Here is a 26,831-nt window from a genome sequence, read left to right on the forward strand (position 1 = left end):
GGGCCCGCTTCGCGAACCGTTCGCAACAACTCACCCGCCGAAGCGGCGCAAGCGGGCGAATTGCGCCCCCAAATCGCTTCAGAACGCCGCAGCGTGGAAGATCATTTCAAAAGCGCGGCGTCTGCCCCATCGACAAGCACTGTTCATGCCGGGTAAATGCGCGGTTCCACCGCACGTCCGCCACGGCCCTTCGGGGCCGCGCGGGCGCGCGCCCGTAGCAAGTGAAGGGAGTCCTCATGGGGGCGCCAGACCGGCAAGGATTGTACGATCCGCGTAACGAACATGATGCGTGCGGCGTTGGCTTCGTGGCCAATATCAAAGGCCGCAAATCGCACGAGGTCGTACAGGCGGGCCTGCAGATCCTGGTCAATCTGGACCACCGCGGCGCGGTGGGCGCCGACCCGCTGGTCGGCGACGGGGCGGGGATTCTGATTCAGATTCCCGACCGCCTTTATCGCGCCTGGGCCGAGGACAACGGCGTCGATCTGCCGCCGCCCGGCGAGTACGCCGTGGCCATGTGCTTCCTGCCGGCCGACGAGGCCGCGCGCGAGGTCGCCTGCGCCCAGTTCGAGCACTTCATGAAGGTCGAGAAGCAGCCCGTGCTCGGCTGGCGCGACGTGCCGGTGAACCTGGAGGGCATCGGCCAGGCCGTGCTCGACTCCATGCCGGTCATCCGTCAGGCCTTCATCGGCCGGGGCCCCAATATCAAGGACCAGGACGCGCATGAGCGGAAGCTTCTGGCGGTCCGCAAGCAGATCCAGAACCCGATCGCCCAGCTCGCCGAAAAGAAGGGCCTGCCGGGGCTGAAGGAGCTCTACCTGCCGTCGCTGTCGACGCGCACGGTGGTCTATAAGGGCCTGCTGCTGGCCGGTCAGGTGGGGACCTTCTACGAGGATCTCGCCAACCCGCTGGCGGAGTCGGCCCTGGCCCTGGTGCACCAGCGGTTCTCGACCAACACCTTCCCGTCCTGGCGGCTGGCCCACCCCTATCGGTTCGTGGCCCACAACGGCGAGATCAACACCGTCCGCGGCAACGTCAACTGGATGAACGCCCGCCGCCGGAGCATGGAATCCGACCTGCTGGGCGCCGATCTCGACAAGATGTGGCCGCTGATCCCGCACGGGCAGTCGGACACGGCCTGCCTCGACAATGCGCTCGAGCTGCTGGTGGCCGGCGGCTATTCGCTGGCCCATGCGGTGATGATGCTGATCCCCGAGGCCTGGGCGGGCAATCCGCTCATGGATCCGAAGCGCAAGGCCTTCTACGAGTACCATGCGGCCCTGATGGAGCCGTGGGACGGCCCCGCCGCGGTGGCCTTCACCGACGGCCGCCAGATCGGCGCCACCCTGGACCGCAACGGCCTGCGTCCGGCCCGCTTCGTCATCACCGACCAGGACCATGTGATCATGGCCTCCGAAGTCGGCGTGCTGCCCGTCGAGGACGAGCGGATCGTCCGCAAGTGGCGCCTGCAGCCCGGCAAGATGCTCCTCATCGACATGGAAGAGGGACGCATCATCGAGGACGAGGAGATCAAGGCCTCGCTGGCCAGCGCCAAGCCCTATGAGGAGTGGCTCTCGGAGACCCAGTTCAAGCTGGAGGACGTCGACGAGGCCGAGGACGTCGAGCCGGTGACGGTCGAGGACCCGGCGGTGCTGCTCGATCGCCAGCAGGCCTTCGGCTACACGCAGGAGGACGAGCACTTCTTCCTGGAGCCCATGGCCCAGCTGGGCGACGACCCCATCGGCTCGATGGGCGCCGACACCCCGATCGCCGTGCTCTCGCAACGCTCGAAGCTGCTCTACGAGTACTTCAAGCAGAACTTCGCCCAGGTCACGAACCCGCCGATCGACCCGATCCGCGAGGAACTGGTCATGAGCCTGGTCTCCATGATCGGGCCGCGGCCGAACCTGCTCGGACGCCAGGCGGGCACGCACAAGCGGCTCGAGGTGGCCCAGCCGATCCTGACCAACGAGGCCCTCGCGAAGATCCGCTCGATTAACGAGCTGCTCGACGGCGCCTTCCGCACCGCCACCCTCGACGCCACCTGGGCGGCCGAGGAGGGCGCGGCGGGCCTGGAGCGGGCCCTGGAACGCCTGTGCCGCGAAGCCACCGACGAGGTCCTGGCCGGCATGAACATCCTGATCCTGTCGGATCGGGCCGTCAGCGCCGACCGCATTCCGATCCCGGCGGCTCTGGCCACCGCGGCCGTGCACCACCACCTGATCCGCCAGGGACTGCGCATGCAGACCGGTCTGGTCGTGGAGACGGGCGAGGCGCGGGAGGTGCACCACTTCTGCGTCCTGGCGGGCTATGGCGCCGAGGCCGTGAACCCCTATCTGGCCTTCGAGACCATCGAGCACCTGCGCGTGCGCGACGGCATGAAGGTGACGGCCAAGGAAGCGCGGAAGAACTACATCAAGGCGGTCGGCAAGGGCATTCTGAAGGTCATGTCCAAGATGGGCATCTCGACCTACCAGTCCTATTGCGGCGCCCAGATCTTCGACGCCGTGGGCCTGAACTCCTCGCTGATCGAGAAGTACTTCACCGGCACCGCCTCCACCATCGAAGGCATCGGCCTGGCCGAGATCGCCGAGGAGAGCGTTCGGCGTCACCGCGACGCCTATGGCGACAACCCGATCTACCGGCACATGCTCGACGTGGGCGGCAGCTACGCCTATCGCCTGCGCGGGGAGGCGCACGCCTGGACGCCGGAATCGGTGGCCAAGCTGCAGCACGCCGTCCGCGGCAACCTGCCCGACGACTACAAGGCCTTCGCTCAGAGCATCAACGAGCAGAGCGAGCGGCTGCTGACCATCCGTGGCCTCATGCGGTTCCGCTACGCCGACAAGGCCATTCCGGTCGAGGAGGTCGAGCCGGCGAGCGAGATCGTCAAGCGCTTCTCCACCGGCGCGATGAGCTTCGGCTCCATCAGCCGTGAGGCTCACACCACCCTGGCCCTGGCCATGAACCGCATCGGCGGCCGGTCCAACACCGGCGAGGGCGGCGAGGAGCCTGACCGCTTCCAGCCCCTGCCCAACGGCGATTCCATGCGCTCGCGGATCAAGCAGGTGGCTTCGGGCCGGTTCGGCGTCACCGCCGAGTACCTGGTCAACGCCGACGACATCCAGATCAAGATGGCCCAGGGCGCCAAGCCCGGGGAGGGCGGCCAGCTGCCCGGCCACAAGGTCGACAAGAACATCGCCCGCGTGCGTCACTCCACGCCGGGCGTTGGCCTGATCAGCCCGCCGCCGCACCACGACATCTATTCGATCGAGGATCTGGCCCAGCTGATCCACGACCTGAAGAACGTCAATCCGAAGGCCCGCATCTCGGTGAAGCTGGTCTCGGAGGTGGGCGTCGGCACCGTGGCCGCGGGCGTCTCAAAGGCGCGCGCCGATCACGTGACCATCTCGGGCTTCGAGGGCGGCACGGGCGCCTCGCCGCTGACCTCGCTCACCCACGCCGGTTCGCCCTGGGAGATCGGCCTGGCCGAGACCCAGCAGACCCTGCTGCTGAACGGCCTGCGCACGCGCATCGCCGTGCAGGTGGACGGCGGCCTGCGCACGGGCCGCGACGTGGCCATCGGGGCCCTGCTGGGCGCCGACGAGTTCGGCTTCGCGACGGCTCCGCTGATCGCGGCCGGCTGCATCATGATGCGCAAGTGCCACCTGAACACCTGCCCCGTGGGGGTGGCGACGCAGGATCCGGTGCTGCGCGCCCGCTTCACCGGCCAGCCCGAGCACGTCATCAACTACTTCTTCTTCGTGGCCGAAGAGCTGCGGGAGATCATGGCGCAGCTCGGCTTCCGCACGCTGAACGAGATGATCGGCCGGGTCGACCGGCTCGACGTCGCGCCCGCCGTGGACCACTGGAAGGCCCGCGGCGTCGACCTGTCCCGTCTGCTCTACCAGGCGCCGCTGAAGGAGCCGGGCGGTCTGTGGAACACCGACACGCAGGATCACGGTCTGGAGATGGCGCTCGACCATAAGCTGATCGAGACGGCCCGCCCGGCCATCGAGAAGGGCGAGGCGGTGCGCGGCGAGTTCGAGATCCGCAACATCAACCGCACCGTCGGCGCCATGCTGGCCGGTGAGGTGGCCAAGAAGCACGGCCATGCCGGCCTGCCGGACGGCACGATCTCGCTGACCTTCCGCGGCACCGGCGGCCAGAGCTTCGGCGCCTTCTCGGCCCGGGGGATGACGCTCGAGCTGATCGGCGACTCCAACGACTATGTGGGCAAGGGCCTGTCGGGCGGCCGCGTCATCGTGCGCCAGCCGGAAGGCTCCAAGCGCGAGCCGACCGAGAACATCATCATCGGCAATACGGTCCTCTACGGCGCCATCGCCGGCGAGGCCTATTTCGAGGGTGTCGGCGGCGAACGCTTCGCCGTGCGCAACTCCGGCGCCGTGGCGGTGGTCGAAGGCGTGGGCGACCACGGCTGCGAATACATGACCGGCGGCGTAGTGGTGGTTCTCGGCGACACCGGGCGCAACTTCGCGGCCGGCATGTCGGGCGGCGTCGCCTATGTCTACGACCCGAAGGGCCGCTTCGGCGATCTCTGCAACATGGCCATGGTCGACCTCGAAAAGGTCGGCCCGCAGTCGGCCTCCGACGAGGAGGGCGACCGGCCCAAGCAGAAGTCGCCGTCGGTGCACGACAACGGCATGGGCGATGTTCTGCGTTTCGACGCCGAACGTCTGCGCATCCTCATCGAACGTCATCACCTCTACACGGGCAGCGCCCGCGCCAAGGCGATCCTGGAGAATTGGGACGCCGAGCTCGGCAAGTTCGTGAAGGTGATGCCCAAGGACTATCGTCGGGCGCTGCTCGAGCTGGCGGAAGAGCGCAAGGCCGCCGCCGCCGTCGCCGCTGAATAAGACCCGAGATCGGAGTACAGGACATGGGAAAGCCCACTGGCTTCCTTGAAATCGAGCGTCAGGATCGCGGGTACGACAAGCCGGAAGCCCGCCTGAAGACCTGGAAGGAATTCGTCCATCCGCTGCCGCAGGGCGAGCTGACCCAGCAGGCCGCCCGCTGCATGGACTGCGGGATTCCGTACTGTCACAACGGCTGTCCGGTGAACAACCAGATCCCGGACTTCAACAACCTCGTCTATCGCGAGCAGTGGTTGGCGGCGCTGGAAAACCTCCAGTCGACCAACAACTTCCCGGAGTTCACCGGCCGGGTGTGCCCGGCGCCCTGCGAGGCGTCCTGCACGCTCAACATCATCGACACCCCGGTGACCATCAAGACGATCGAATGCCAGATCGTCGACAAGGGTTGGGAAGAAGGCTGGATCACCCCGCAGCCTTCGCCGCGCGGCACGGGCAAGCGCGTCGCGGTGGTGGGGTCGGGGCCTGCGGGTCTCGCCTGCGCCCAGCAGCTGGCCCGCGCCGGCCACGCTCCGACGGTGTTCGAAAAGAACGACCGCGTCGGCGGCCTGCTCCGCTACGGCATCCCGGACTTCAAGATGGAGAAGCACCTGATCGATCGCCGGGTGCGCCAGATGGAAGCCGAGGGCGTCATCTTCCGCACCAACTTCGAGGTCGGCGTCAACGTCTCGGTCCAGCGCCTGCTGGACGACTACGACGTGCTGGTCATGGCGGGCGGCGCCGAGAAGCCGCGCGACCTGGAGATCGAGGGCCGCGAACTCGACGGCATCCATTTCGCCATGGAGTTCCTGACCCAGCAGAACCGCCGCGTGGCGGGCGACCCGGAGGACGTGGCTGCGCCCACCGGGACCCTGTCGGCCAAAGGCAAGCACGTGGTCGTCATCGGCGGCGGCGACACCGGCTCCGACTGCATCGGCACCTCGAACCGCCACGGCGCGGCCTCGGTCACCCAGCTGGAGATCATGCCCCAGCCGCCGGAGCGCGAGAACAAGCTGATGACCTGGCCGGACTGGCCGCTGAAGCTGCGCACCTCCTCCTCGCACGAGGAGGGCTGCGAGCGCGAGTTCGCCGTCGCCACCAAGCGCGCCATCGGCTCCAACGGCAAGATCGAAGCCCTCGTCTGCGCCCGCCTGGAGTGGGTGAAGGGCGAGGACGGCCGCATGGTCATGAAGGAGGTCCCGGGCAGCGAGTTCGAGCTGAAGGCCGACCTCGTCCTGCTGGCCATGGGCTTCGTCAGCCCGCGCCACGAAGGCTTCGTCGAGCAGGCCGGCGTCGACCTCGACCCGCGCGGCAATGTGAAGGCCAACGTCCAGGACTACCGCACCACCGAGCCGCGCATCTTCGCCTGCGGCGACATGCGGCGCGGCCAGTCCCTGGTGGTCTGGGCGATCCGCGAAGGCCGCCAGGCCGCCCAGGCCGTGGACGCCTATCTGATGGGCGCAAGCCGCCTGCCGCGTTAGGCCGCCGACGCTCCTTCGGCTTCTCGGAAAGCCGACGCGACGCCGCCCCCGTCGGGGGCGGCGTCTTGCGTTTCAGGGCCCTGGCGCGCCTTCAAGATCTGGAACGTAATTGCGAAAGATTCTCATTGTGAGTTCCCGCGCGGAGTCGTAAGAACGCCTCGCAATAGCATTCGCGTGTTTGGGGGCTTTTCATGATGAAGGTGAAGACGGGCGTGCGCGCCTATGCGCACGGCAGACTGACGCCGGCCGCCGTGGCCGGTCTGGCGGGGCTGATGGTCGCCCCGGCGGCCCTGGCCGACGACGCGCCGCACGAGGTGCGCGGCGTCGAGGTGGAGGGCCATTTCGCCGCCGAGCCGGCTTCGCCGAAATTCACGGCCGATCTCGTGAACACCCCGCGCAGCGTGACCGTGATCCCCGAGACGGTGATCGACCAGACGGCGGCCACATCGCTGCAGGACATCCTGCGCAACTCGCCGGGCATCACCTTCGGGGCGGGGGAGGGCGGCCAGCCGCTGGCCGACCGGCCCTTCATCCGCGGCCAGTCCTCGGGCAACAACGTCTTCGTCGACGGCGTCCGCGACACCGGCGGGCAGGTGCGGGACGTCTTCAACCTGGAGCAGGTCGAGGTCATCAAGGGGCCGGATTCGGCCTATAACGGCCGCGGCTCCGGCGGCGGCAGCATCAACCTCACCACCAAACAGCCCAAGCTGGTCGACGCGACCTCTGCGACCGTGCGGGTGGGAACCGACAGCTATGTCCGCGCCACCGCCGACGCCAACTATGTGCTGGGCGCGACGAGCGCGGTTCGCCTGAACCTGATGGGCTCCCAGGGCGATGTTCCGAAGCGCGATGCGGTGGACTTCGACACCTGGGGGGCTGCGGTCGCCGCCGCCATGGGCCTGGGGACCGACAGCCGGCTGAGCGTGAGCTACTATCACCTCACCCGCAACGACATGCCCGACTATGGCGTGCCCCTGTCGCGCAAGCTTCCCGGGGTCACGCCCACCGAGACCGGCGTCCTCGACGTGCCGCGGGAGTCCTTCTATGGCCTGACCGCCCGCGACTTCCAGGAGACCCGGGCCGACATCGCCACCCTGACCGGCGAACATGACATCAACGACGCCATGACCTTCCGCGGCGTCTTCCGCTACGCCAAGACGGTCAACGACTATGTGGTGACCAATCCCGGCGACGGCGGTTCGGCCCAGCTCGTCGACGGCCAGTGGTGGATGAAGCGAGGCACGAAGTCCCGCTACAACCCCGCGACCACGACCGCGGCCGTCGCCGACATCTATGGCCGCTTCCGGACGGGCGCCGTGACCCACGACTACGACGTGGGTCTCGAACTGTCCCGCGAGCTGAACGAGAACGCGAGCTACACGGTCACGACGATCGCAGGCTCGCCTTGCCCGGCCGGCTTCTCCAATCCGGGGACAGGCGACTGCACCCTCGTCTATGCGCCGAACCCCTCGGACCCGTGGGAAGGGACGCTGACGCGCAATCCGCTCTCAAGCACCCGTACGCGAACCGCCGCGGTCTACTTCTTCGACACCCTCTCCTTCGGCGAACGCTGGATGCTCAACCTCGGCGTCCGTCATGACCAGTACGAGGTCGAGGGCCGCAACGCCTCCAGCACCGGCGAGATCACGGTGTCGGACGCCGACTGGAGCTTCACCAACTATCAGGCGGGCCTCGTCTTCAAGCCGACGCCGAGCAGCAGCGTCTACGTCTCCTACGGCACCGCCTCCACGCCGCCGACCATCTCCGGCGGCGACCAGAACGGCTCCAGCGTCGGCGGCAACGGCGTCGAGGTCCTCGATCCTGAGGAGACGACCTCGATCGAGGCCGGCGTGAAGTGGGCCTTCTTCGGCGAACGCCTGACCACCTCCGCGGCGATCTTCCAGCTCAAGCGGGAGAACGCTCAGATCCAGATCGAACCGGGCGTCTACGCCCAGGCCGGCGAGACGGAGGTCAAGGGCCTGGAACTCGGCGTCAGCGGCCAGGTCACGCCCAAGTGGTCGGCCTTCGGCGGCTACACCTATATGGACAGCGAGCTGGTGAAGGGCGCCTACAACAACGTCAATGTCGGCGACCCGCTGGCCAATACGCCGGAACACAGCTTCAGCCTGTTCTCGACCTATGCGCTCACCGACGCCTTCAGCCTCGGGGGCGGCGCCTACTACGTCTCCGACAGCTTCGGCGGCAATCAGGGCGGCGCCGGCGGGGGCTCCAACGGCGTCTACGCGCCCGAGTACTGGCGGTTCGACGCCTTCGCCAGCTACCAGATCAACGAGCGGCTGAGCCTTCAGCTCAACGTCCAGAACGTGACGGACGAGGACTACATCGCCCGCACCAACGGCGTCCACCACGCCGACTACGGGCCGGCGCGACAGGCCATCCTGACCCTGAACGCCAAGTTCTGATCCCAACCGGAAACTGGCGTTCGGCAGGCCCTGCGGTTTCCGCCGCAGGGCCTGTTCGGCTTAGATCACGGCGACGAGGCCCGACCTGCGATGATGCTGCAAATCCCTGAAGTCCTGACCAAGGCCGAGGTCGCCGACCTTCGCCGCCTGATCGACGCCGCCGACTGGGTCGACGGCAACGTCACCTCGGGCACGCAGTCGGCGCTCGCCAAGCGCAACGAGCAGTTGCCCGAAGCCTCGCCGGCGGCTCGGGAGGCGGGCGAGCGGATCCTCGACGCCCTGTCGCGCAATCCGCTCTTCGTCACCGCCGCCCTGCCGCAGACGGTCTTCCCGCCGCTCTTCAACCGCTACGCCGGCGGCCAGACCTTCGGCCTCCACGTGGACAACGCCGTGCGCCAGAGCCCCGACGGCCGGGTGCGCATCCGCAGCGACCTGTCGGCGACCCTCTTCCTGACCGAGCCCGAGGATTATGATGGCGGCGAGCTCCTGGTCGAGGACACCTACGGCGTCCACGAGGTGAAGCTGCCGGCGGGCGACATGATCCTCTATCCGGCGTCGAGCCTGCACCAGGTCCGCCCGGTGACGCGGGGCGCGCGGGTCTCCAGCTTCTTCTGGATCCAGAGCATGATCCGTGAAGATGCGCAGCGGACCCTGCTGTTCCAGATGGACATCGCCATCCAGCAGCTCGCCGGAAAGGTGGGGGCCGGGGCGCCGGAGCTGGTGTCGCTGACCGGCGCCTATCACAACCTGCTGCGGATGTGGGGCGACCTCTAGACCTGGGCCGCGCCGGCCAGGAAGTCCAGCTTGCCGATGGGCGCGCCCTTGTGGCGAAGCAGGCCGTAGGCCGTCGTCACATGGAAGAAGAAGTTCGGCAGGGAGAACTTCAGCACGAAGTCCCTGGCGGTGAAGGTCAGCGTCCGGCTCGGCGTCGGCAGCTCGATGATCCGGTCCTCGTCGCCGTTCACCTGTTCGGGCGTGATCGTCTCCACGAAGGCGATGGTCCTGGCGATCCGGGCCTTCAGCTCCTCATAGGTGGTCTCGGTGTCCGGCATGGAGGGCGGCGTCTGGCCCGACAGCCGCGCCGCGCCCCCCTTGGCGGCGTCGCTCGCCAGCTGCACCTGTCCGATCAGGGTATGCATGTCGGGCGCCAGGCGCGCCTCCGTCAGCTCGCTCAGCGCCATGCCGCTCGCGCTGGCGTGCGTCTCGGCCTTGTCCAGCAGGGCGGCCAGATTCCGGAGCATCTGGAGATAGACGGGGATCGAGGCGTCGTAGAGCGTGATGGGCACGGGCGTCTCCTCAGGGCTTCAAGCTCGGCCGCAGATGGGGAGGCGCGGGGTGATGCGCCAGACGGCGGTTCGGCGGCGGTTTCAGAATCGTCCTAAACCTGGGGCGTTGAACCCCGGATCCAACCCATGAAGCGGCTCGTCTTCGACCTCGACGGCACCCTGACCATCGACGATCCGCAGGTCGACTACGCCGAGCGGCGGCCCAATCTGGAGGTCGTGGAGAAGCTGCGCGAGTATCGCGCCCTGGGCTTCGAGATCGTCATCTGCTCGGCCCGCAACATGCGCACCTTCGGCGGCCAGCTCGGCAAGATCAACGCCCACACCCTGCCGGTCATCCTCGACTGGCTGGCGCGGCACGACGTCCCCTATGACGAGCTCCATGTGGGCAAGCCCTGGTGCGGGACCGAGGGCTTCTACATCGACGACAAGGCCGTCCGGCCGAGCGAGTTCGCCCGGCTGAGCCTGCAGGAGATCGCCGACCTGCTGGCGCGCGAGGCCGGTCAGGCGCGATGACGCCGGTCCGGCTGATCATGTCGGGCGCAGCGGTGGGGCAGGAGCTGGCCGCGGAGTTCGGCCCCTTGCCGCCCTCGCTCCTGCCGGTCGGGGTCCAGCGGCTCTACGAGCTGCAGGTGGCCGCGCTGGAGGGCGCAGGGCCGCTGCACATGGTGCTGCCGGAGAGCTACGTCCTGTCGGACTACGACCGCGGCCGGCTGGCGGGGCTGGGGGTCACGGTCGTCGAGGCGCCCGAGGGCCTGACGCTGGGCGAGGCGGTGGTCTATGCGCTCAACTCCATCGGCGCCGGCGACGTCCCGGTCCACATCCTGCACGGCGACACCCTGATCGAAGGGGCGCCGGTGGCGCAGAGCGACGTCTTCGTGAGCGGCGCGCGCACCAACGAATACGCCTGGGCCGAGGTCGTGCTGGACGAGGACGGCGCCATCGCCCGCCTGGAGACCACCTCGGCCGGGCAGGCGGGCGGCGAGGGGCGGGCGATCGCGGCGGGCTATTTCGCCTTCTCTTCGAGCCTCGACCTGCTGCGCGCCCTGACGCGGATGCGCGGCGACTTCATCGCCGGCCTCAACCACTATGTCGCCGAGCGGCCGGTGCGGCTGGCGCCGGCCAAGGTCTGGCTGGACTTCGGCCACCTTCAGACCTTCTTCCAATCCAAGCTGGCGGTGACCACGGCGCGCGCCTTCAACACGGTGCGGATCGACGGCCAGACGGCGCGCAAGTCCAGCGCCGACGAAGCCAAGATCTGGGCCGAGGCCCATTGGCTGCAGGAGATCCCACCGGCGGTCCAGATCCACTGCGCCCGGCTGCTCGGCTTCGGCGCCCAGGACGGCCGCGTCTTCTACGAGACCGAGTACGAGTTCCTGCCGGTCCTCTCGGAGCTCTTCGTCTTCGGCGCCGTGGCCCGCCGGCCATGGCTGCGCATCATGGCCTCCTGCGAGGCCTTCCTGGCCGCCTGCGCGGCCGAGGAGGGCAGGGGCGCAGCCGACGACGCCCTGCTGGCGCTGGCCGGCGACAAGACCCGCGAGCGGCTGGAAGCCTATGCCCGGGCGACGGGCTTTCCCATCGACCGCCCGCTGCGCTACGGCGGACAGCCCTGTCCCTCGCTGCTGGAGATCGCCGAGCGTCTCGTGCCGGCCTACGGCCTCGGCGGCGGGCGGCGCGAGTGCGTGATGCACGGCGACTTCTGCTTCTCCAACATCCTCTACGACTCGCGGGTGAGGCGGATCAAAGCCATCGATCCGCGCGGCCTGGTGGGCGCCCGCTCCACCATCTATGGCGACAGCCGCTACGACCTCGCCAAGCTCGCCCACTCCATCGTCGGCCGCTACGACCAGATCATCGCCGGGCGCTGCCGGACGAGCGTCGTCGGCGACGACTTCCAGATCGAGTTCGAGCCGCTGGCCGCGCAGGCCTGGCTGGAGGCGGCCCTGGGGGATCTCCAGGTGGGCGGGGTGTCCGGCGGTTCGTCCGAGGTTCGGGCGGTCATGACCAGCCTCTTCCTCTCCATGCCGCCCCTGCACGCCGACCGCCCGGAGCGTCAGCAGGCCTTCATCGCCAACGCCCTGCGCCTCTTCCGGGAGCTGGACGCGTGATCGTCATCCCCATGGCCGGGCGTTCCCAGAGGTTCTACGACGCCGGCTACGACCGGCCGAAGTTCATGCTGCCGCTCGAGGGCCGCAGCGTCTTCGCCCATGCGGTGGGGAGCTTCGCGGCGGACTTCGCGACGCGGCCCTTCCTGTTCATCCTGCCGCCGGGCCAGGCGGCGGCCGACTTCGTCCGCGCCGAGTGCCTGGCGCTCGGCGTCGGGCGCGCCGACTTCGTCAGCCTGGATGGCCCCACCGCCGGCCAGGCGGAGACGGTGGAGCTGGGCCTGGGGGCCCTCGGCGTCAGCGATCCGACGCCGCTCACCATCTTCAACATCGACACCTTCCGGCCGGGCTTCGTCTTCCCCGGGCCGCCGCTGGACGGCATGGCGGGCTGGCTGGAGGTCTTTCGCGGCGAGGGCGCCAACTGGTCCTATGTGCGTCCGGGGCGAGGGGATCGGCCCGTGGCGCTTGAGACCGCAGAGAAGAAGCCGATCTCCGACCTCTGCTGCACCGGCCTCTACCACTTCGCCCGGGCCGGCGACTTCCGCCGGGCCCTGGCCGCCGAGCGCGAGGCGCCGCAGGCGCCGGAGCTCTATGTCGCGCCGCTCTACAACCATCTGATCGCGGCCGGCGCGGAGGTCGGCTACCGGCTGATCGCGCGCAAGGAGGTCATCTTCTGCGGCACGCCGGCCGAGTACGCGGCGCTCACTTCGCCTGCCTGACCGCCTTGGCGAGCTTGGCCGCCCGATCGGTCCAGCGATGCTCGGCCATGGCCTTTTTCGCTCCGGCCCGGGCCATGGCGGCGAGCGCGGCCTCGTCGGCGAGCAGGCCCTCGATCTGGCCGGGGACCTTGTCGAGTTCGCTCCATGTGAAGGTCGCGATCTCGCGCCCCTCCTTGAAGGCCTCGGCATAGTAGCGGCTCTGGTCGGAGATCACGCCGGCGCCCGCGCACATGGCGGTGAAGACCCGCTCATGGCCGCCGGCCACGAAGCCGTTGTTGGTGTTCAGCACCAGCCGCGCCTGGCGCAGCAGGTGCAGCGTCTCCTGGAAGCTGCCTTCGCCGCCATAGTCGAAGCCGGGATAGCGGTCGGCCATGGCCTGCCAGCCGAGGCCATAGACCCGGACCGGCGTCCCCGCCGCGCCCAGCACGTGCAGCAGCCGGTCGCGGTGATAGGCCTCGGCGAAGGACTGGACGGTCTGCAGCAGGGGCAGCAGCTGCTCGAAGGTCTCGGCGTTCAGTTCGACGCCCAGTTGGGAAAGGGTCTGCTTCAGGGCGTCCAGCGCGGGCAGGCGCCCGTCGGCGGCCATGCGCTCGGCGGTCTGCTCGATCAGGGTGCGGGCCGGGCTGTCGGGCCAGTCGGCCCAGGCGCGGACTGGATCGCCTCTGTAGGTGCCGGTGAACAGCAGCGGGATGTCGCGGGCGGCGAAGGCTTCGTCGGAGGTGTCCGGCGGCGACCCGAGTTCGTTGGCGCCGCAGGGCAGGAAGCCGATCTGGCGAAAGGCCGGCGCCTGGCCCCAGGCGGTCATGAACTGCACGTGGGTGCGGTCGAGGAAGAAGGCCACCTTCTTCTTCACTGGCGTCGTCAGCCGCTGCACGTGGTGCAGGGGATGGTCCACATAGATGGAGGCGAAGACGGCGCCGGAGCGGTCGAAGACGGGATTGTCGGGCGTCTGCAGGCCCACGCCCATGCCGCTGAAGCCGAAGAAGCAGTCGGGCGGGTCGGCGAGGGCGCTGTTCACCTCGTCCACCCAGCCGTCGGCCGCCAGATCGATCCGGCGCGCCTCGTGGCCGAGTTCGACAAGGGCGGCGGCCAGCTGGTCGGCGTGGAGCCGCAGCGATCCGTACTGCCCCTGGCCCTTGAAGAGAACGAACCGCACGACCGGCTCCCCACCATCCTGAAAGGCCGCAGGGTCGGACGATTCCGCAGAACCGCCCAACCCTGCCTCGGGCCTTCGGGGGAGGAAGCTCTAGAAGCTCTGGTTGATCTCGACGTAGCCCAAGAGAGGCTCGCCGCCGGTGGCGTTGGGCGCATCCTCCAGGAACTCGCCGGTGGCCAGCTTGGCGAAGCCGAACTCCAGGCGGGTGGACTTCGGGATCACCCAGTAGCGGGCGCGGGCCTCGATCTGGTGGCCGGCGAAATCGCCCGACGCGCCGGTCGCGTCGCGCACGCCGGTGCTGGCGAAGGAGTCCGTCGCCTCGTCGAGATAGAGGGCGCGGTAGAAGACCATGGCGTCCCAGCGGCTGTTGGGCTTCACCTCCAGGCGCACGCCCGGAGAGACGAAGTTGGACCGGCCGAGCGGGCCATAGGCGCCGGGCGGACCGAAGTCCGGACGACGGGGGCCGAAGAGGCCGTCGAAGCGGTTGTAGTCGCCGTCGGCCGAGCTCTCGTCGCCGCTGGCGAAGTCGTATTCGAAGGCCACGCGCGGGGACCAGGCGGCGTCGAAGGTCTTGCCGACCTCGGCGTGGAGGTAGCTGGCGTCGACATCCAGGTCGCGGCGATCGGTGGCGCTGGACGAATTGCGCGCCTTGCCGGTCTGCCAGCCGCCCTCGATCTCGTAGTCGAAGGCACCCTTCGAGGGCTCGCGGATGGCCCGGCCGCCGAAGGTGGTGAAGCGGCGGTTCCGCGTGGCGAGCTCGGCGGAGTCTTCCTCCTCCAGGCGGAAGGCGAACACCTCCAGCTGACCGCCCGCCGGCAGGACCTTGGGCGTGGTGAACATGCCGCCCCAGAAGACCAGATTGTCGTTCTGGCGGTCGGCTTCGATCTCGTTGTCCAGGATGCCGGCCCGGTCGCTGGGCAGCTTCTGAAGCGGGTAGGTGTAGAAGAGCGTCGCTTCGCCCACGGCCTCGGCGCTCCAGTCGGCGCGCAGGCCGGCGAAGGCGTTGGTGGCGTTGCCGTAGGACGAGCGGCCGACCAGGCGGCGCGATCCGAGGTCCATGGTGAAGCGCCCGGCGGTCAGGGCGGCTTCCGAGCCTTCGACCAGCAGGTCCCCAGCGTCGAGCGCCACATAGCCCTGGATCAGCTCCAGCGCATTGACGTCGCCTGTGCCGGTGGGGGAGCCGCTGTCGTTCAGATAGACCCGCGCGTCGATGATCTCGCCGCCGATGCGGACGGGCGCGAGGTCGAGTTCGGCGAAGAGAGTGGTGCGGAAGGCGAGCGCCTGGTCGGAACTGTCGCCATAGGCGGGGCGGAACTGGCCGTCCAGGCTCTCGTAGCGGGCGCGGAACGTGCCCGAGAGCGTCAGGTTGTCCGGCGCGCCGACCGCGTCGTGCAGCGTCCAGGGTTTCGTCTGGGCGGCGGCGGGCGCGGCGAAGGCGAGGCTGGCGGCGAGCAGGGAGGCGCCGGCGGCGAGGGTGTGACGAAGCGTCATGACGGTCGAATCTCTCCGTTCGGACACCCGTGTTCGTCGGGCATCCGGTGTCGTCGGCTAGACGGCAAAGGTTGCGTGGAACTTAAGGCTGTCGGCCGTGGATCAGCAGCCGGCGGGGCGCCACCCGGATGTCAGGGCCAAGCTCTACAAGGGTTTGCGGGACCTGGAGGTCGAAAACCCGTCCGCCGATCTGCAGGGTCGCTCGCGACGATCCGCCGCGCTTGCTGAGGTTGAGGATGCGGGCTGGCGCACCGTCTCCGTGCGCGGGCAGGAAATCGGCGGCCTCGGCGCGGAAGCTGACCGTCACCTCGCCGGAGGGGGCGCCGGCCGGCGCCGGGGTCCTCCATCCGGCCACGGCGAGGACGCCGTCCCGGACCTGGCCGGGCAGTTGCACCCCTTCGCCGACGAAGGCGAACACGAAGTCGGAGGCTGGCGTCTCATAGACCCCCTGGGGCGTATCGACCTGCTCCAGGCGACCGTCCTTCAGTATGGCCACCCGGTCGGCGAGATCGAGCGCCTCCTCCTGGTCATGGGTCACGAAGATCGTCGTCAGACCCGTCTCGTCGTGGATCTTTCGCAGCCAGACCCGAAGCTCTCGGCGGACCTTGGCGTCGAGCGCGCCGAAGGGCTCGTCCAGCAGCAGCATGCGCGGGCCGATCGCCAGCGCCCGGGCGAGCGCCACACGCTGCCGCTGGCCGCCGGACAGCTGCGCCGGATAGCGGCCGCCCAGGCCCTCCAGCTGGACGAGCTTCAGAAGCTCCTCCACGCGGGCGGCGATCTCGTCAGGGCGCAGCCGCGCCTTGCGCGCCTTCACCTCCAGGCCGAAGGCGATGTTCCGGGCCACTGTCATGTGGCGGAAGAGGGCGTAGTGCTGGAAGACCATGCCCACCCGCCGCTCGCGGGCGTCCACGGCCAGCAGGTCCTCGCCCTGGAAACGGACGGCGCCGCGGTCGGGCCGCTCCAGGCCCGCCAGGACGCGGAGCAGGGTGGTCTTGCCCGAGCCCGAGGGACCGAGCAGGGCGAGGAACTCGCCCTCGCGCGCCTCAAGGGAGACGCCCCCAAGCGCGGCATGGCGGCCGAAGCTCTTGGCCACGTCGTCGATGATCAGGGACATGCGCGCTCTGATCCCCGCCTCACGGCATGACGATCTCGAACCAGAAGTCGAAGCGGTCGAGGAGGGCGAGAAGGGTCCGAAGGGGTGTCGGATCCGCCGTCGTCACCGCGCCCTGTTCGATGGCGGCGTCCAGCTCCGTCTCCCCGAGCACGAGGCCCACCAGCGCGGCGCGGGTCAGCGTCACGGCCGTTGCGCCGGGGGCGATGCGGTCCCGCCCATGGTGCAGGACGGCGTTCTCCACGCTCAGACCGTAGCGCTCGCCCGTATCGGAGAAGGTGAGGTCGAGCGCGATCTCCTGCGCGCCGGCCTTGTCGCCGTTCAGGCGGACAGAGAGGGAGTCGAGAAGCTGCTCGGGCGGAAGGTTGCGGATCTGGCCCGCCGCGCCCTGGCGAGGCGTGGGGGAGGGCGGGCGCGGATTGCGCAGCTCCTGGGCGCCGGTCAGGTAGAAGGCCCGCCAGGGCCCGGACTCGGCCTGGTAGCCGAGCTGTTCCAGGGCGTCGGCCTGCAGCTCGCGGGCCTCCGTATGGCCGGGATCGGCGAAGACCAGGTGGTTCACCAGCTGGGCGGTCCAGCGGTAGTCCCCGGCCGCAAACGCCTCGCGCGCCTTGGCCAGCAGGGCGTCCGGTCCGCCGGCCAGCTCGACATAGCGCTTGCCCGCCTCGACCGGCGGGTGGGGATGCAGATTGGCCGGATTGCCGTCGAACCAGCCGAGATAGCGCTGGTAGACGGCCTTGGCGTTGTGGTTGAGCGTTCCGTAGTAGCCGCGGGTGTGCCACTCGGCCGCCAGCGTCGGCGGCAGCTTCAGGGCCTCGCCGATCTCCAGCGGCGTCAGGCCGTGGTTGGCCATGCGCAGCGTCTGGTCGTGGATGAACTTGTAGAGGTCGCGCTGCTTCTTCAGGAAATCGACGGCGCGCTCGCGGCCCCAGCGCGGCCAGTGGTGGCTGGCGAACAGCACCTCGGTCCGGGCGCTGAACATCTCGCTCGCCTCGTCGATGTACCAGGCCCACCGCTTGGCGTCGCGCACCTGGGCGCCGCGCGGGGTGTAGATGTTGTGCAGGTGGCAGGTGCAGTTCTCGGCCATGCAGAGCGCGCCGAACTGCGGGAAGAAGAAGTTCATCTCCGCCGGCGCCTCGGTGTCGGGCGTCACCTGGAACTCGATCTCCACGCCGTCGACGGTGAGCCGCGTGCCGGTCTTGGAGATGCTCTCCGTCGGCGGGATCAGGCTGACCGCGCCCATGGAGGTGGTCTTGCCGAGGCCGGAGTCCACATGGCCGCGCGGGTCGCGGGGCAGCAGGGCGCCGTACATGTAGGTGGCGCGTCGGCCCATGGCGTTGCCGGCCAGCACGTTCTCGCTGACCGCCTCCTCCAGGAAGCCTTCCGGCGCGATGATGCGCATGCCGGCTTCGATGTCGGCGTCGGAGAGGACGCCGCGGACGCCGCCGTAGTGGTCGACGTGACTGTGGGTGTAGATCACCGCGCTCACCGGCTTGTCGCCACGATGCCTGCGCATGAGGGCGAGCGCGGCGGCCGCCGGCTCGGCGGAGATCAGCGGGTCGATGACGATGTAGCCCCGCTCGCCCTCGATGAAGGTGATGTTGGAGAGGTCGAAGCCGCGGACCTGGTAGACGCCCTTGGTCACCTCGAAGAGGCCGTGCAGGGCGTTCAGCCGCGCCTGCCGCCAGAGGCTCGGATTGACCGTTGGCGGCGCCGCCTCGGCCTCCTCGAAGGCGAAGGCGCCCATGTTCCAGACGACCCCGCCGGAGGCGTTCTCGATCCTGGCGTCGGGGATGGTTCCGATGAAGCCGCGGCGCGCATCGGCGAAATCCTGGCCGTCGTCGGCGGGCAGTTCGGCGCGCAGGGTCTCGTGCGCCCGCAGGGTGGCTTCGGTGGCGTCCTTGGGCGCGGTCATGGCTTTCGTTTCCCCCTGATTGTCTGCGCCGGTCAGTAGAGGCTGCCGGGCTTGTCCTCGACGGCGTGGCCGCGGGCCGGGATCAGCATGTCGCGCCGGAAGGTGGCGATGACCTTGCCGTCCTGATTCTTGCCGATGGTGCGGATGGTGACGATGCCCTGGCCCGGCCGCGACTGGCTCTCGCGTTTGGCCAGCACCTCGCTCTCGCCATAGATGGTGTCGCCAGCGAAGACGGGGGCGGGGAACTTCACCTCGTCCATGCCCAGATTGGCGATGGCCTTCTGGGAGCAGTCACTGACGCTCATGCCGATCAGCAGGGCGAGCGTGTAGGTGGAGACGACGAGGTTGCGCCCGAACTCCGTCTGCTTGCCGTATTCGGCGTCGAAGTGCAGCGGGTGGGTGTTCAGCGTCAGCAGGGTGAAGAGGTGGTTGTCGGCCTCGGTCACCGTCTTGCCCGGCCGGTGCTCGTAGACGTCGCCCACGACGAAGTCGTCGTAGTAGCGCCCGAAGGTTTCGCGATAGCGGCCGGGGGCCACCTCCTTGACCGTCTTCACCTCTGGCCTCCCTTCGCCCGTTCCAGAACCCGCTGGGCGGTCCGCACCACGGGCAGTTCGATCAGTTTGCCGTCCATCAGCACCGGTCCGCCGGCGGCCGCCTCGAAGGCCGCGATCACCTGGTGGGCGTGCGCCACCTCGGCCTCGGCGGGCGTGTAGATGGCGTTCACCGGTCCCACCTGGTCGGGATGGATGCAGGCCCGGCCGGTGAAGCCCAGCCGGCGCGACCGGTCGGTTTCCGCGGTCAGGACCTCCGGCTCGCCGACAGCGGCCGGCGGGGCGTCCAGAAGCTGCACGCCGGCGCGCGCGCAGGCGGCGGCCAGCTGGCTGCGGGCGAAGAGCAGGGGCTCCCAGGCCATGTCGCAGCCGACCTCGGCCGAATAGTCGAAAGCGCCGAACAGCACGCCGGCCACGGCTGTGGCGCCGGCGATGTCCCAGCAGCGCATCAGGCCCTCGGGCGTCTCGATCAGCGGCCAGAAGGGCCGGTCCTCGCCGAGCGCACGGTGCAGCATGGCGAATTCCTGCGCGCCGGAGGCCTTGGGGATCATGAAGAAGTCGGCCTCTGCGCGTGCGGCGGCCTGCAGGTCGGCGTCGAACCAGGGCGTGCCGCGCCCGTTCAGCCGCAGGCCCACCTTCACCGGCGACTTCGCGCGTGCGGCCAGGAAGCGGACCGCCTCGTCGCGGGCGCGGTCCTTGTCCTGGGGCGCCACCGCGTCTTCGAGGTCGAGGCAGACGGCGTCCGCGCCGCTGGTCAGGGCGCGTTCGAAGCGGTTCGGCCGCGTGGCGGGTGTGAAGAGCAGGGATCGGAACTGGTCCAAGCGTCCTCCGGGGCGGGGCTGAGTCGCTGAGAGCGCGATAGAACACCCAAGCGCCGCGCCGGGCCAGGGCGCCCCTAGCGTCAAGGCGCGCACGTGCTAAGCGGCTCGCAAGGGAGAGACGCCATGTACGACCTTCTGAAGGGCCTGACGGTGGTCGAGGGTTCGGCCTTCATCGCCGGTCCCACCTGCGGCCTCTATCTCGCCCAGCTGGGCGCCCAGGTGATCCGTTTCGACAATATCGGCGGCGGGCCGGACTTCCGGCGCTGGCCGCTGGCCGCCAGCGGGGCGAGCCTCTATTGGGAGGGGCTGAATAAGGGCAAGAAGTCGGTGGCCATCGACCTCTCCCGGCCCGAGGGGCGGGAGCTCGCCCAGCGTCTGGCCGCCGCGCCGGGCGAGGACGCCGGCCTCTTCGTCACCAACTTCCCTGTCGAAGGGTTCCTCGCCTACGAGAGGCTGAAGGCCCTGCGCGAGGACGTCATCTGCGTGCGCGTCATGGGCTGGGCCGACGGCGGCCCGGGCGTCGACTACACGATCAACAGCGCCGTCGGCGTGCCCCTGATGACCGGCCATCCGGACGATCCGCGGCCGGTGAACCACGTCCTGCCGGCCTGGGACCTGCTGACCGGCGCCTTCGCGGCCTTCAACCTCGTCGCGGCCCTGCTGGCCCGTCATCGGACCGGCCAGGGGCGGGAGATCCGCATCCCTTTGTCCGACGTCGCCGCCGCCAGCCTCGCCAATATGGGCATGACAGCCGAGATCCTGGCCGGCGGGGGCCTGCGGCCGCGCCTGGGCAACGAACTCTTCGGCGCCTTCGGTCGCGATTTCGTCACCCGCGACGGCAAGCGGCTGATGGTGGTGGCGATCACGCCGCGCCAGTGGACGGGGCTCATCGAGGTCCTCGGCGTGGGCGAGGCCGTGGCCGCGGTGGAGCGCACGCGCGATGTCGACTTCCGCAAGGACGAGGGGCTGCGGTTCGCGCACAAGGACGTGCTCATGCCGATCTTCGAGGATGGCTTCGCCCGCGCCGACAGCGCCGACATCCTGCCGCGTTTCGACGAACTCGGCGTCTGCTGGGGGCCCTATCAGCGGCTGGAGGAGGCGCTGGAGGATCCGCGCCTCTTCGCCGGCAACCCGATCTTTTCCGAGCTCACCCAGCCGTCGGGCGAGACCTATCCGGTTCCGGGCTACGCCGCGACCCTGCCGCAGGACGCGCGGCGGCCGGCGCTTCCGGCCTCGCGCCTGGGTCAGCATACCGAGGAGGTGCTGGCGGGGCTGCTCGGTCTGAGCGGCGGCGAGATCGCCCGCCTGCACGATGCGGGGGTGGTGGCCTCGGGGTGAGACTCAAACTCCGCCCGTCATGCTCGCCCGTGTGGCGAGCATCCCTTGCAGGGGCAGGCGCGAGCCTCGTCCGGGATTCCCGGCGCAGGGCCGGCGATGACGGATTTGGCGTGCGGAGCTAGTCGGCCTTGGCCATCTTGCTCAGCAGCGTCCCCAGCTCCACCGGCATCGGGAAGACGATGGTGGAGTTCTTGTCGGCGCCGATGTCGTAGAGGGTCGAGAGGTAGCGCAGCTGCATGGCCTCCGGCTGGCCGGCCAGGGTCTGGGCGGCCTCCAGCATGGCCTGGGCGGCCTGCTTTTCGCCGTCGGCGTTGATGATGCGGGCGCGGCGGTTCCGCTCGGCCTCGGCCTGGCGGGCGATGGCGCGGACCATGCTCTCGTCGATGTCGACGTGCTTGATCTCCACATTGGCCACCTTGATGCCCCAGGCCTCGGTCTGGGCGTCGAGGATCTCCTCGATGTCGCGGTTGAGCTTGTCGCGCTCGCCCAGCATCTCGTCGAGGTCGTGCTTGCCCAGCACCGAACGCAGCGTCGTCTGGGCGAGCTGGCTGGTGGCGCCCATATAGTCCTCCACCTGGATCACCGCCCGGTCGGGATCGATGACTCGGAAGTAGAGGACCGCCGACACCTTCACCGAGACGTTGTCGCGGCTGATGACGTCCTGGCTCGGCACGTCGAGCACGATGGTCCGCAGATCCACCTTCACCATCTGCTGGACGATGGGGATCAGCAGGATCAGGCCCGGCCCCTTGACGCCGGAATAGCGGCCCAGGGTGAAGACGACGGCGCGCTCGTATTCGCGCAGGATCTTCACGGCCTGCATCAGGATGATGATGGCGAGGACTGCGAGAGCGAGATAGCTGGCGAGGTCGATCATGGGACTCTCCGGGTTCAGGCGGACGGATCGGGTTCGACGATGAGGGTGAGGCCGTCGCGGCCGGTGACGCGCACCGCCTGGCCCGGGATGAGGGCGGCTTCGGAGCGGGCCTGCCAGCTCTCGCCCTGGGCGTGGACGAAGCCGCGGCCGGCGCTCCAGCTCTTCACCTTTCCGGCTGCGCCGATGAGGGAGGCGGCGCCGGTCACCACCTTGCGCCGTGCGGCGCGCACGGCCGCACGAAGGGCGATGAGGAAGAAGCCGACGCTGAGCGCGATGGTCAGGAAGATGACCCAGGGCGACAGGCGGAAGCCCGGCGCGTCCCGGAACAGCAGGATCGAGCCGATGGCCAGGGCGACGACGCCGCCCAGGCCGAAGACGCCGACGCCCGGCACGAGCGCCTCGGCGGTCAGGAGGCCGATCCCCAGCAGCAGCAGGGCCGCGCCGGCATAGTTCACCGGCAGCATGTTGAGAGCGAACAGGCCGACGACCAGGCAGACCGCGCCCACCACGCCCGGCCCCACCGCGCCCGGCGACATGAACTCGAAGATGAGGCCGTACACCCCGACCATCAGCAGGAGGTAGGCGATGTTGGGATTGGTGATGATGGCGAGAAGCCTCGCCCGCCAGTCGGGGGCGATCTCCACCACCTCCGCGCCGGCCGTGCGCAGCGTGAAGGGTTCGCCGTCCAGCATCACCGCGCGGCCATCGGCCTGGGTCACCAGATCGTCCATGTCGCGCGCCAGCAGTTCGATCACGTTCTGGTCCAGCGCCTCGCGCGCCGTCAGCGTCTCGGCCCGCCGCACGGCGGCCTCGGCCCATTCGGCGTTGCGGTCCTGCAGGCCGGCGAGCGAACGGATATAGGCCGCCGCATCATTGGTGACCTTGGCGGTCATGGCGTCCTGCGACGCGGCCTTCTCTTCCTCGCCTTCGCCCGGTTCGGGATCGGGCGCCAGCGGGTTGGAGCCGCCCATCTGGACGGGCGTCGCCGCGCCCAGGTGCGCGCCGGGCGTCATGGCCGCCAGGTGGCTCGCATAGAGGATGTAGGTGCCCGCGCTCGCCGCCCGCGCGCCCGCCGGCGTCACGAAGACCGCCACGGGGACGGGCGAGTCCAGCATGTCGGAGATGATGTCGCGGGTGGAGGAGTCGAGGCCGCCCGGCGTGTCCATGCGGATGACCACCAGGGCCGCGTCGCGCTCGGCGGCTTCCTCCAGGCCCTGGGCGATGTACTCCCGCGTCGCCGGGCCGACCGCGCCGTCGAGGTCCAGCGCGATGACCGGGCCGTTCGCCGCCGGCGTCTGGGCCGCCGCCGGAGCGGCCAGCATCGTCCAGATGGCCAGGATGGCGGCCAGCAGGGTCAGGACGGCCGGGGCAGCGCGGCCTTTCATGGTCGGACCTCCCTCGTAGCGGCGCCCACCATGGCACAGGCCAGGCGGCCGCGTCTTGCCTTGCAGGACTCTTGATCCCGCCGCGCGGAGGCGCCACCCAGGGCGCACAGTCCAAGGAGCCTCCCATGAAGACCCGCGCCGCCGTCGCCTTCGAAGCCAAGAAGCCGCTCGAGATCGTGGAGGTGGACCTGGAAGGCCCCAAGGCCGGCGAGGTCCTGGTGGAGATCAAGGCCACCGGCGTCTGCCACACCGACGCCTACACCCTGGACGGCCTGGACTCCGAAGGCCTCTTCCCCTCGATCCTGGGCCATGAGGGCGCGGGCGTCGTGGTCGAGGTGGGGCCGGGCGTGACCAGCGTGGCGGTGGGCGATCACGTGATCCCGCTCTACACGCCCGAATGCCGCCAGTGCAAAAGCTGTCTGTCGCGCAAGACCAACCTCTGCACCGCCATCCGCGGAACGCAGGGCAAGGGCGTCATGCCGGATGGAACGAGCCGCTTCTCCTACAAGGGCCAGGCGATTCATCACTACATGGGCTGCTCGACCTTCTCGAACTATACCGTCCTGCCCGAGATCGCGGTGGCCAAGATCCGGCCCGACGCCCCCTTCGACAAGGCCTGCTACATCGGCTGCGGCGTCACCACCGGCGTCGGCGCGGTGACCAACACGGCCAAGGTGGAGCCGGGTGCCAACTGCATCGTCTTCGGCCTGGGCGGCATCGGGCTGAACGTCATCCAGGGGCTGAAGATGGTCGGCGCCTCGATGATCGTCGGCGTCGACATCAATCCCGACCGCGAGGAATGGGGCCGCCGCTTCGGCATGACCCACTTCGTGAACCCGAAGACCATCAGCGGCGACGTGGTCGCCCATCTGGTGGAGCTGACCGGCGGCGGGGCCGACTACACCTTCGACTGCACCGGCAATGTGGAGGTGATGCGCCAGGCGCTGGAGGCCTGCCATCGCGGCTGGGGCGAGAGCATCATCATCGGCGTGGCCGAGGCCGGCCGCGAGATCGCCACGCGGCCGTTCCAGCTGGTCACCGGCCGAGTCTGGCGCGGCACGGCCTTCGGGGGGGCGCGCGGGCGCACCGACGTGCCGACCATCGTCGACTGGTACATGAACGGGAAGATCGAGATCGACCCGATGATCACCCACACCCTGCCGCTGGAGCGCATCAACGAGGCCTTCGACCTGATGCACGCGGGCAAGTCGATCCGCTCGGTCATCGTCTACTGAGGCCGCGGGCGATGAGCGTCGAAATCCTGCAGCAGCATCGCGTCCACGGCGGGACCCTGCGCTACGTCCGCCACGACAGCGCCGCCACCGGCACGCCCATGCGCTTCTCCCTCTTCCTGCCGGAAGGGGAGGGACCGTTCCCCCTGCTGGTCTGGCTCTCAGGGCTCACCTGCACCGAGGACAACTTCACCACCAAGGCCGGCGCCTATGGCCCGGCCGCGGCGCATGGCGTGGCCATCCTCGCGCCCGACACGAGCCCCCGCGGCGAGGGCGTGGCTGATGACGAGGCCTATGACCTCGGCCAGGGCGCAGGCTTCTATGTGGACGCCACGCAGGCCCCCTGGGCCCCGCACTTCCGCATGGAGACCTATGTCACCGGCGATCTGCTGGAGACCGTGTTCGCCGCGTTTCCCGTCGACCGCGCCCGCACCGGCGTCTCCGGCCACTCCATGGGCGGCCATGGCGCCCTGACGCTCGCCCTGCGCCATCCGGACCTGTTCCGCAGCGTCTCAGCCTTCGCGCCCATCTGCTCGCCCACCCGCTGCCCGTGGGGCGAGAAGGCCTTCTCCGCCTATCTGGGCGAGGATCGCGCGGCCTGGGCGGAGCACGACGCCGCACGCCTGATCGAGGCGGGCGCGGCCAAGGGGCGGTTCGACGACATCCTGGTGGACCAGGGTCTGGCCGACAATTTCCTGGAAGGCCAGCTGAAGCCGGACCTGCTGGAAGCCGCCTGCGCCGCCGCCGGCCAGAAGCTGACCCTGCGCCGCCAGGAAGGCTACGACCACTCCTACTTCTTCATGGCCAGCTTCATCGCCGACCACGTGGCGTTTCATGCGGAGAAGCTGAAGGGCTGAGGGTCGGTGGGCGTGGACGAACCTCCGCTCACAACCCTTTGTGCAAGCTCAGATTGGCGAAGGTGGAGCGACGGGAGGCATATCGTCGAACACTGCGCAGCCATCAGGGTACGCGATCCACGGCATGCCCTGTGCGCAGCGCACCGCGATGGTGGGAACCGGCAGCGTCGGATCGGCGAAGCAGCCTCCGGCAAATCCGGTCTGTCCGGGCCTCCACGCTCCGAACGACCGCCAATAGATGGTTGAACCGCACTTCGAGCAGAACCAGCGTTTGCCAAAGCCCTCGAGAACAGCCAGCGGACCCTCCACTCTCCTGACCTGCTCATCTTGAAAGTAGACTGACCAGCCGACCGGAGCGCCCGTACGCCGTTTGCAGTTGTCGCAGCTACATAGTCCGCTGCTGACCGGCTCGCCCTGAACCTCGACCAAGCATGCGCCACAGGCGCATTGGGCAGTCCGAATTCTCATGGCAGGTCCCGCTGATCTCGCCAGATACCAACATCGTGGGCGCTGCAGCGGAAGGCCCAAACGAGTCGCCAGCCTCGGTCCTCTAGCCACCCATCGCCGCGCTGAGCATCCCCCGCTCCCAGGATGCCACCGCCACCCAAGTCATGCTCGCCCCTGTGGCGAGCATCCCTGTCGAGGGCGGGCGCGGGCAGCGCGAGGGATTCTCGGCGCAAGGCCGAGAATGACGGGGAGGGGCGGAGCCTCTAGTCCAGCCGCCCCACGTCCAGCACCGGCGAGGCGTCGATGCCTTCGGCGTCCATGAGGGCGGAGACGCGTTCCAGGGCGGCGATGATGGAGGCCTGCTCCCAGTCGGCCAGTTTTGAGAAGCGGGCGGCGAAGCGGTCCTGCAGCAGGTCCGGGGTCTCGGCGAGCGCCTTGCGGCCCTCCGGCGTCAGGACGACGGAGATGCGCCGGCGGTCGGCGCTGGTCTTTTGGCGCACGATGAAGCCGCGCGCTTCCAGCTTGTCGAGAAGGGCGGTGACCGTGGCCTGGCTGAGCCGCGCGGCCTCGGCGATGGCGCCGGCGCCGGGCTCGCCCGCGCGGGCCACGATCTGAAGCACGATCAGCTGGGAGGGCGTCAGGCCCGTCGCCCGCGTCAGGTCGCGCGAAGCGAACTCCGCCGCCCGCACGATCCGGCGGATCGCCACCAGGGCGTCACTGACGCGAGATTCCATCCGCCGACCGCGCCTCCCGACCGAGTCATTGCGATTC

At 69.3% G+C, this 26,831-nt stretch carries 21 protein-coding genes; 10 read left to right on the top strand and 11 right to left on the bottom strand.

Annotated features, from left to right (window positions below):
• The first annotated feature begins 236 nt into the window (after positions 1-236).
• From gltB to H2041_RS08635, 4 genes are all read left to right on the top strand, one after another.
• A complete protein-coding gene (gene gltB, locus H2041_RS08620) occupies positions 237-4,877 on the top strand; it encodes a glutamate synthase large subunit (RefSeq protein WP_293411659.1) in 4,641 nt (1,546 codons plus the stop codon).
• 23 nt (positions 4,878-4,900) lie between these two features.
• Complete coding sequence (locus H2041_RS08625; RefSeq protein WP_293411661.1) at positions 4,901-6,352, top strand: glutamate synthase subunit beta; 1,452 nt, start codon at positions 4,901-4,903, stop codon at positions 6,350-6,352.
• A gap of 191 nt (positions 6,353-6,543) precedes the next feature.
• Entirely contained in the window at positions 6,544-8,775 is a 2,232-nt protein-coding gene (locus tag H2041_RS08630) for a TonB-dependent siderophore receptor (RefSeq protein ID WP_293411663.1), read from the top strand.
• Positions 8,776-8,865: 90 nt separating this feature from the next.
• Positions 8,866-9,549 carry a Fe2+-dependent dioxygenase gene (locus H2041_RS08635; protein WP_293411665.1) on the top strand — a complete coding sequence of 228 codons (684 nt, stop codon included), beginning with the start codon at positions 8,866-8,868 and terminating at the stop codon, positions 9,547-9,549.
• Here H2041_RS08635 and H2041_RS08640 read toward each other — a convergent pair.
• A complete protein-coding gene (locus H2041_RS08640; RefSeq protein WP_293411667.1) occupies positions 9,546-10,061 on the bottom strand; it encodes a DUF1993 family protein in 516 nt (171 codons plus the stop codon). The genes H2041_RS08635 and H2041_RS08640 overlap by 4 nt on opposite strands.
• 126 nt (positions 10,062-10,187) lie before the next feature.
• On the opposite strand from H2041_RS08640, the gene H2041_RS08645 reads away from it, so the two are divergent.
• Genes H2041_RS08645 through H2041_RS08655 form a run of 3 tightly spaced genes read left to right on the top strand, consistent with a single transcriptional unit; the run spans position 10,188 to position 12,882 of the window.
• Positions 10,188-10,574, top strand: coding sequence for an HAD-IIIC family phosphatase (locus H2041_RS08645; RefSeq protein ID WP_293411669.1), 387 nt, complete (start codon positions 10,188-10,190; stop codon positions 10,572-10,574).
• Entirely contained in the window at positions 10,571-12,166 is a 1,596-nt protein-coding gene (locus H2041_RS08650; protein WP_293411671.1) for a hypothetical protein, read from the top strand. Before H2041_RS08645 ends, H2041_RS08650 begins: the two co-directional genes overlap by 4 nt.
• Positions 12,163-12,882 carry a glycosyltransferase family 2 protein gene (locus H2041_RS08655; protein WP_293411673.1) on the top strand — a complete coding sequence of 240 codons (720 nt, stop codon included), beginning with the start codon at positions 12,163-12,165 and terminating at the stop codon, positions 12,880-12,882. The genes H2041_RS08650 and H2041_RS08655 overlap by 4 nt, the downstream gene beginning before the upstream one ends.
• Here H2041_RS08655 and H2041_RS08660 read toward each other — a convergent pair.
• The 6 genes from H2041_RS08660 to H2041_RS08685 all read right to left on the bottom strand — a co-directional run bounded on the left by H2041_RS08660 (position 12,866) and on the right by H2041_RS08685 (position 19,924).
• The gene (locus tag H2041_RS08660) at positions 12,866-14,038 is read right to left on the bottom strand and encodes a glycosyltransferase (protein ID WP_293411675.1); all 1,173 of its coding nucleotides are present in this window, start codon (positions 14,036-14,038) and stop codon (positions 12,866-12,868) included. The genes H2041_RS08655 and H2041_RS08660 overlap by 17 nt on opposite strands.
• 90 nt (positions 14,039-14,128) lie before the next feature.
• Positions 14,129-15,529 carry an alginate export family protein gene (locus tag H2041_RS08665; RefSeq protein ID WP_293411677.1) on the bottom strand — a complete coding sequence of 467 codons (1,401 nt, stop codon included), beginning with the start codon at positions 15,527-15,529 and terminating at the stop codon, positions 14,129-14,131.
• 82 nt (positions 15,530-15,611) lie between these two features.
• Positions 15,612-16,643, bottom strand: a complete 1,032-nt coding sequence (locus tag H2041_RS08670; protein ID WP_293411679.1) for a sulfate/molybdate ABC transporter ATP-binding protein — start codon at positions 16,641-16,643, stop codon at positions 15,612-15,614.
• A 19-nt stretch (positions 16,644-16,662) separates the two neighbouring features.
• A complete protein-coding gene (locus tag H2041_RS08675) occupies positions 16,663-18,552 on the bottom strand; it encodes an alkyl sulfatase dimerization domain-containing protein (protein ID WP_293411681.1) in 1,890 nt (629 codons plus the stop codon).
• A 32-nt stretch (positions 18,553-18,584) separates the two neighbouring features.
• The gene (locus H2041_RS08680; RefSeq protein WP_293411683.1) at positions 18,585-19,106 is read right to left on the bottom strand and encodes a MaoC family dehydratase; all 522 of its coding nucleotides are present in this window, start codon (positions 19,104-19,106) and stop codon (positions 18,585-18,587) included.
• The gene (locus H2041_RS08685; RefSeq protein WP_293411685.1) at positions 19,103-19,924 is read right to left on the bottom strand and encodes a CoA ester lyase; all 822 of its coding nucleotides are present in this window, start codon (positions 19,922-19,924) and stop codon (positions 19,103-19,105) included. The genes H2041_RS08680 and H2041_RS08685 overlap by 4 nt, the downstream gene beginning before the upstream one ends.
• Before the next feature lie 123 nt (positions 19,925-20,047).
• Here H2041_RS08685 and H2041_RS08690 point away from each other — a divergent pair, with 123 nt between their 5' ends.
• A complete protein-coding gene (locus tag H2041_RS08690; protein WP_293411687.1) occupies positions 20,048-21,262 on the top strand; it encodes a CoA transferase in 1,215 nt (404 codons plus the stop codon).
• A 118-nt stretch (positions 21,263-21,380) separates the two neighbouring features.
• Here the strand turns inward: H2041_RS08690 and H2041_RS08695 are convergent, their stop codons facing one another.
• Together H2041_RS08695 and H2041_RS08700 are read right to left on the bottom strand one after the other, a co-directional pair.
• Positions 21,381-22,139, bottom strand: coding sequence for a slipin family protein (locus H2041_RS08695; RefSeq protein ID WP_293411689.1), 759 nt, complete (start codon positions 22,137-22,139; stop codon positions 21,381-21,383).
• A gap of 14 nt (positions 22,140-22,153) precedes the next feature.
• Positions 22,154-23,524, bottom strand: coding sequence for a nodulation protein NfeD (locus tag H2041_RS08700; protein WP_293411691.1), 1,371 nt, complete (start codon positions 23,522-23,524; stop codon positions 22,154-22,156).
• 125 nt (positions 23,525-23,649) lie between these two features.
• Here H2041_RS08700 and H2041_RS08705 point away from each other — a divergent pair, with 125 nt between their 5' ends.
• Both H2041_RS08705 and fghA read left to right on the top strand, forming a co-directional pair.
• Positions 23,650-24,759, top strand: a complete 1,110-nt coding sequence (locus tag H2041_RS08705; RefSeq protein WP_293411693.1) for an S-(hydroxymethyl)glutathione dehydrogenase/class III alcohol dehydrogenase — start codon at positions 23,650-23,652, stop codon at positions 24,757-24,759.
• Between the two features lie 11 nt (positions 24,760-24,770).
• Positions 24,771-25,613 (top strand): S-formylglutathione hydrolase, encoded by an 843-nt coding sequence (fghA, locus tag H2041_RS08710; protein ID WP_293411695.1) that lies wholly within the window; start codon positions 24,771-24,773, stop codon positions 25,611-25,613.
• 48 nt (positions 25,614-25,661) lie between these two features.
• Here fghA and H2041_RS19105 read toward each other — a convergent pair whose 3' ends face one another.
• Complete coding sequence (locus H2041_RS19105; protein WP_367133289.1) at positions 25,662-26,081, bottom strand: GFA family protein; 420 nt, start codon at positions 26,079-26,081, stop codon at positions 25,662-25,664.
• A gap of 242 nt (positions 26,082-26,323) precedes the next feature.
• Positions 26,324-26,794, bottom strand: a complete 471-nt coding sequence (locus H2041_RS08715; protein WP_293411697.1) for a MarR family transcriptional regulator — start codon at positions 26,792-26,794, stop codon at positions 26,324-26,326.
• Positions 26,795-26,831 lie beyond the last annotated feature (37 nt).

Origin of the sequence: Phenylobacterium sp. (assembly GCF_013911965.1) — a bacterium.
Taxonomy (GTDB): domain Bacteria; phylum Pseudomonadota; class Alphaproteobacteria; order Caulobacterales; family Caulobacteraceae; genus Phenylobacterium.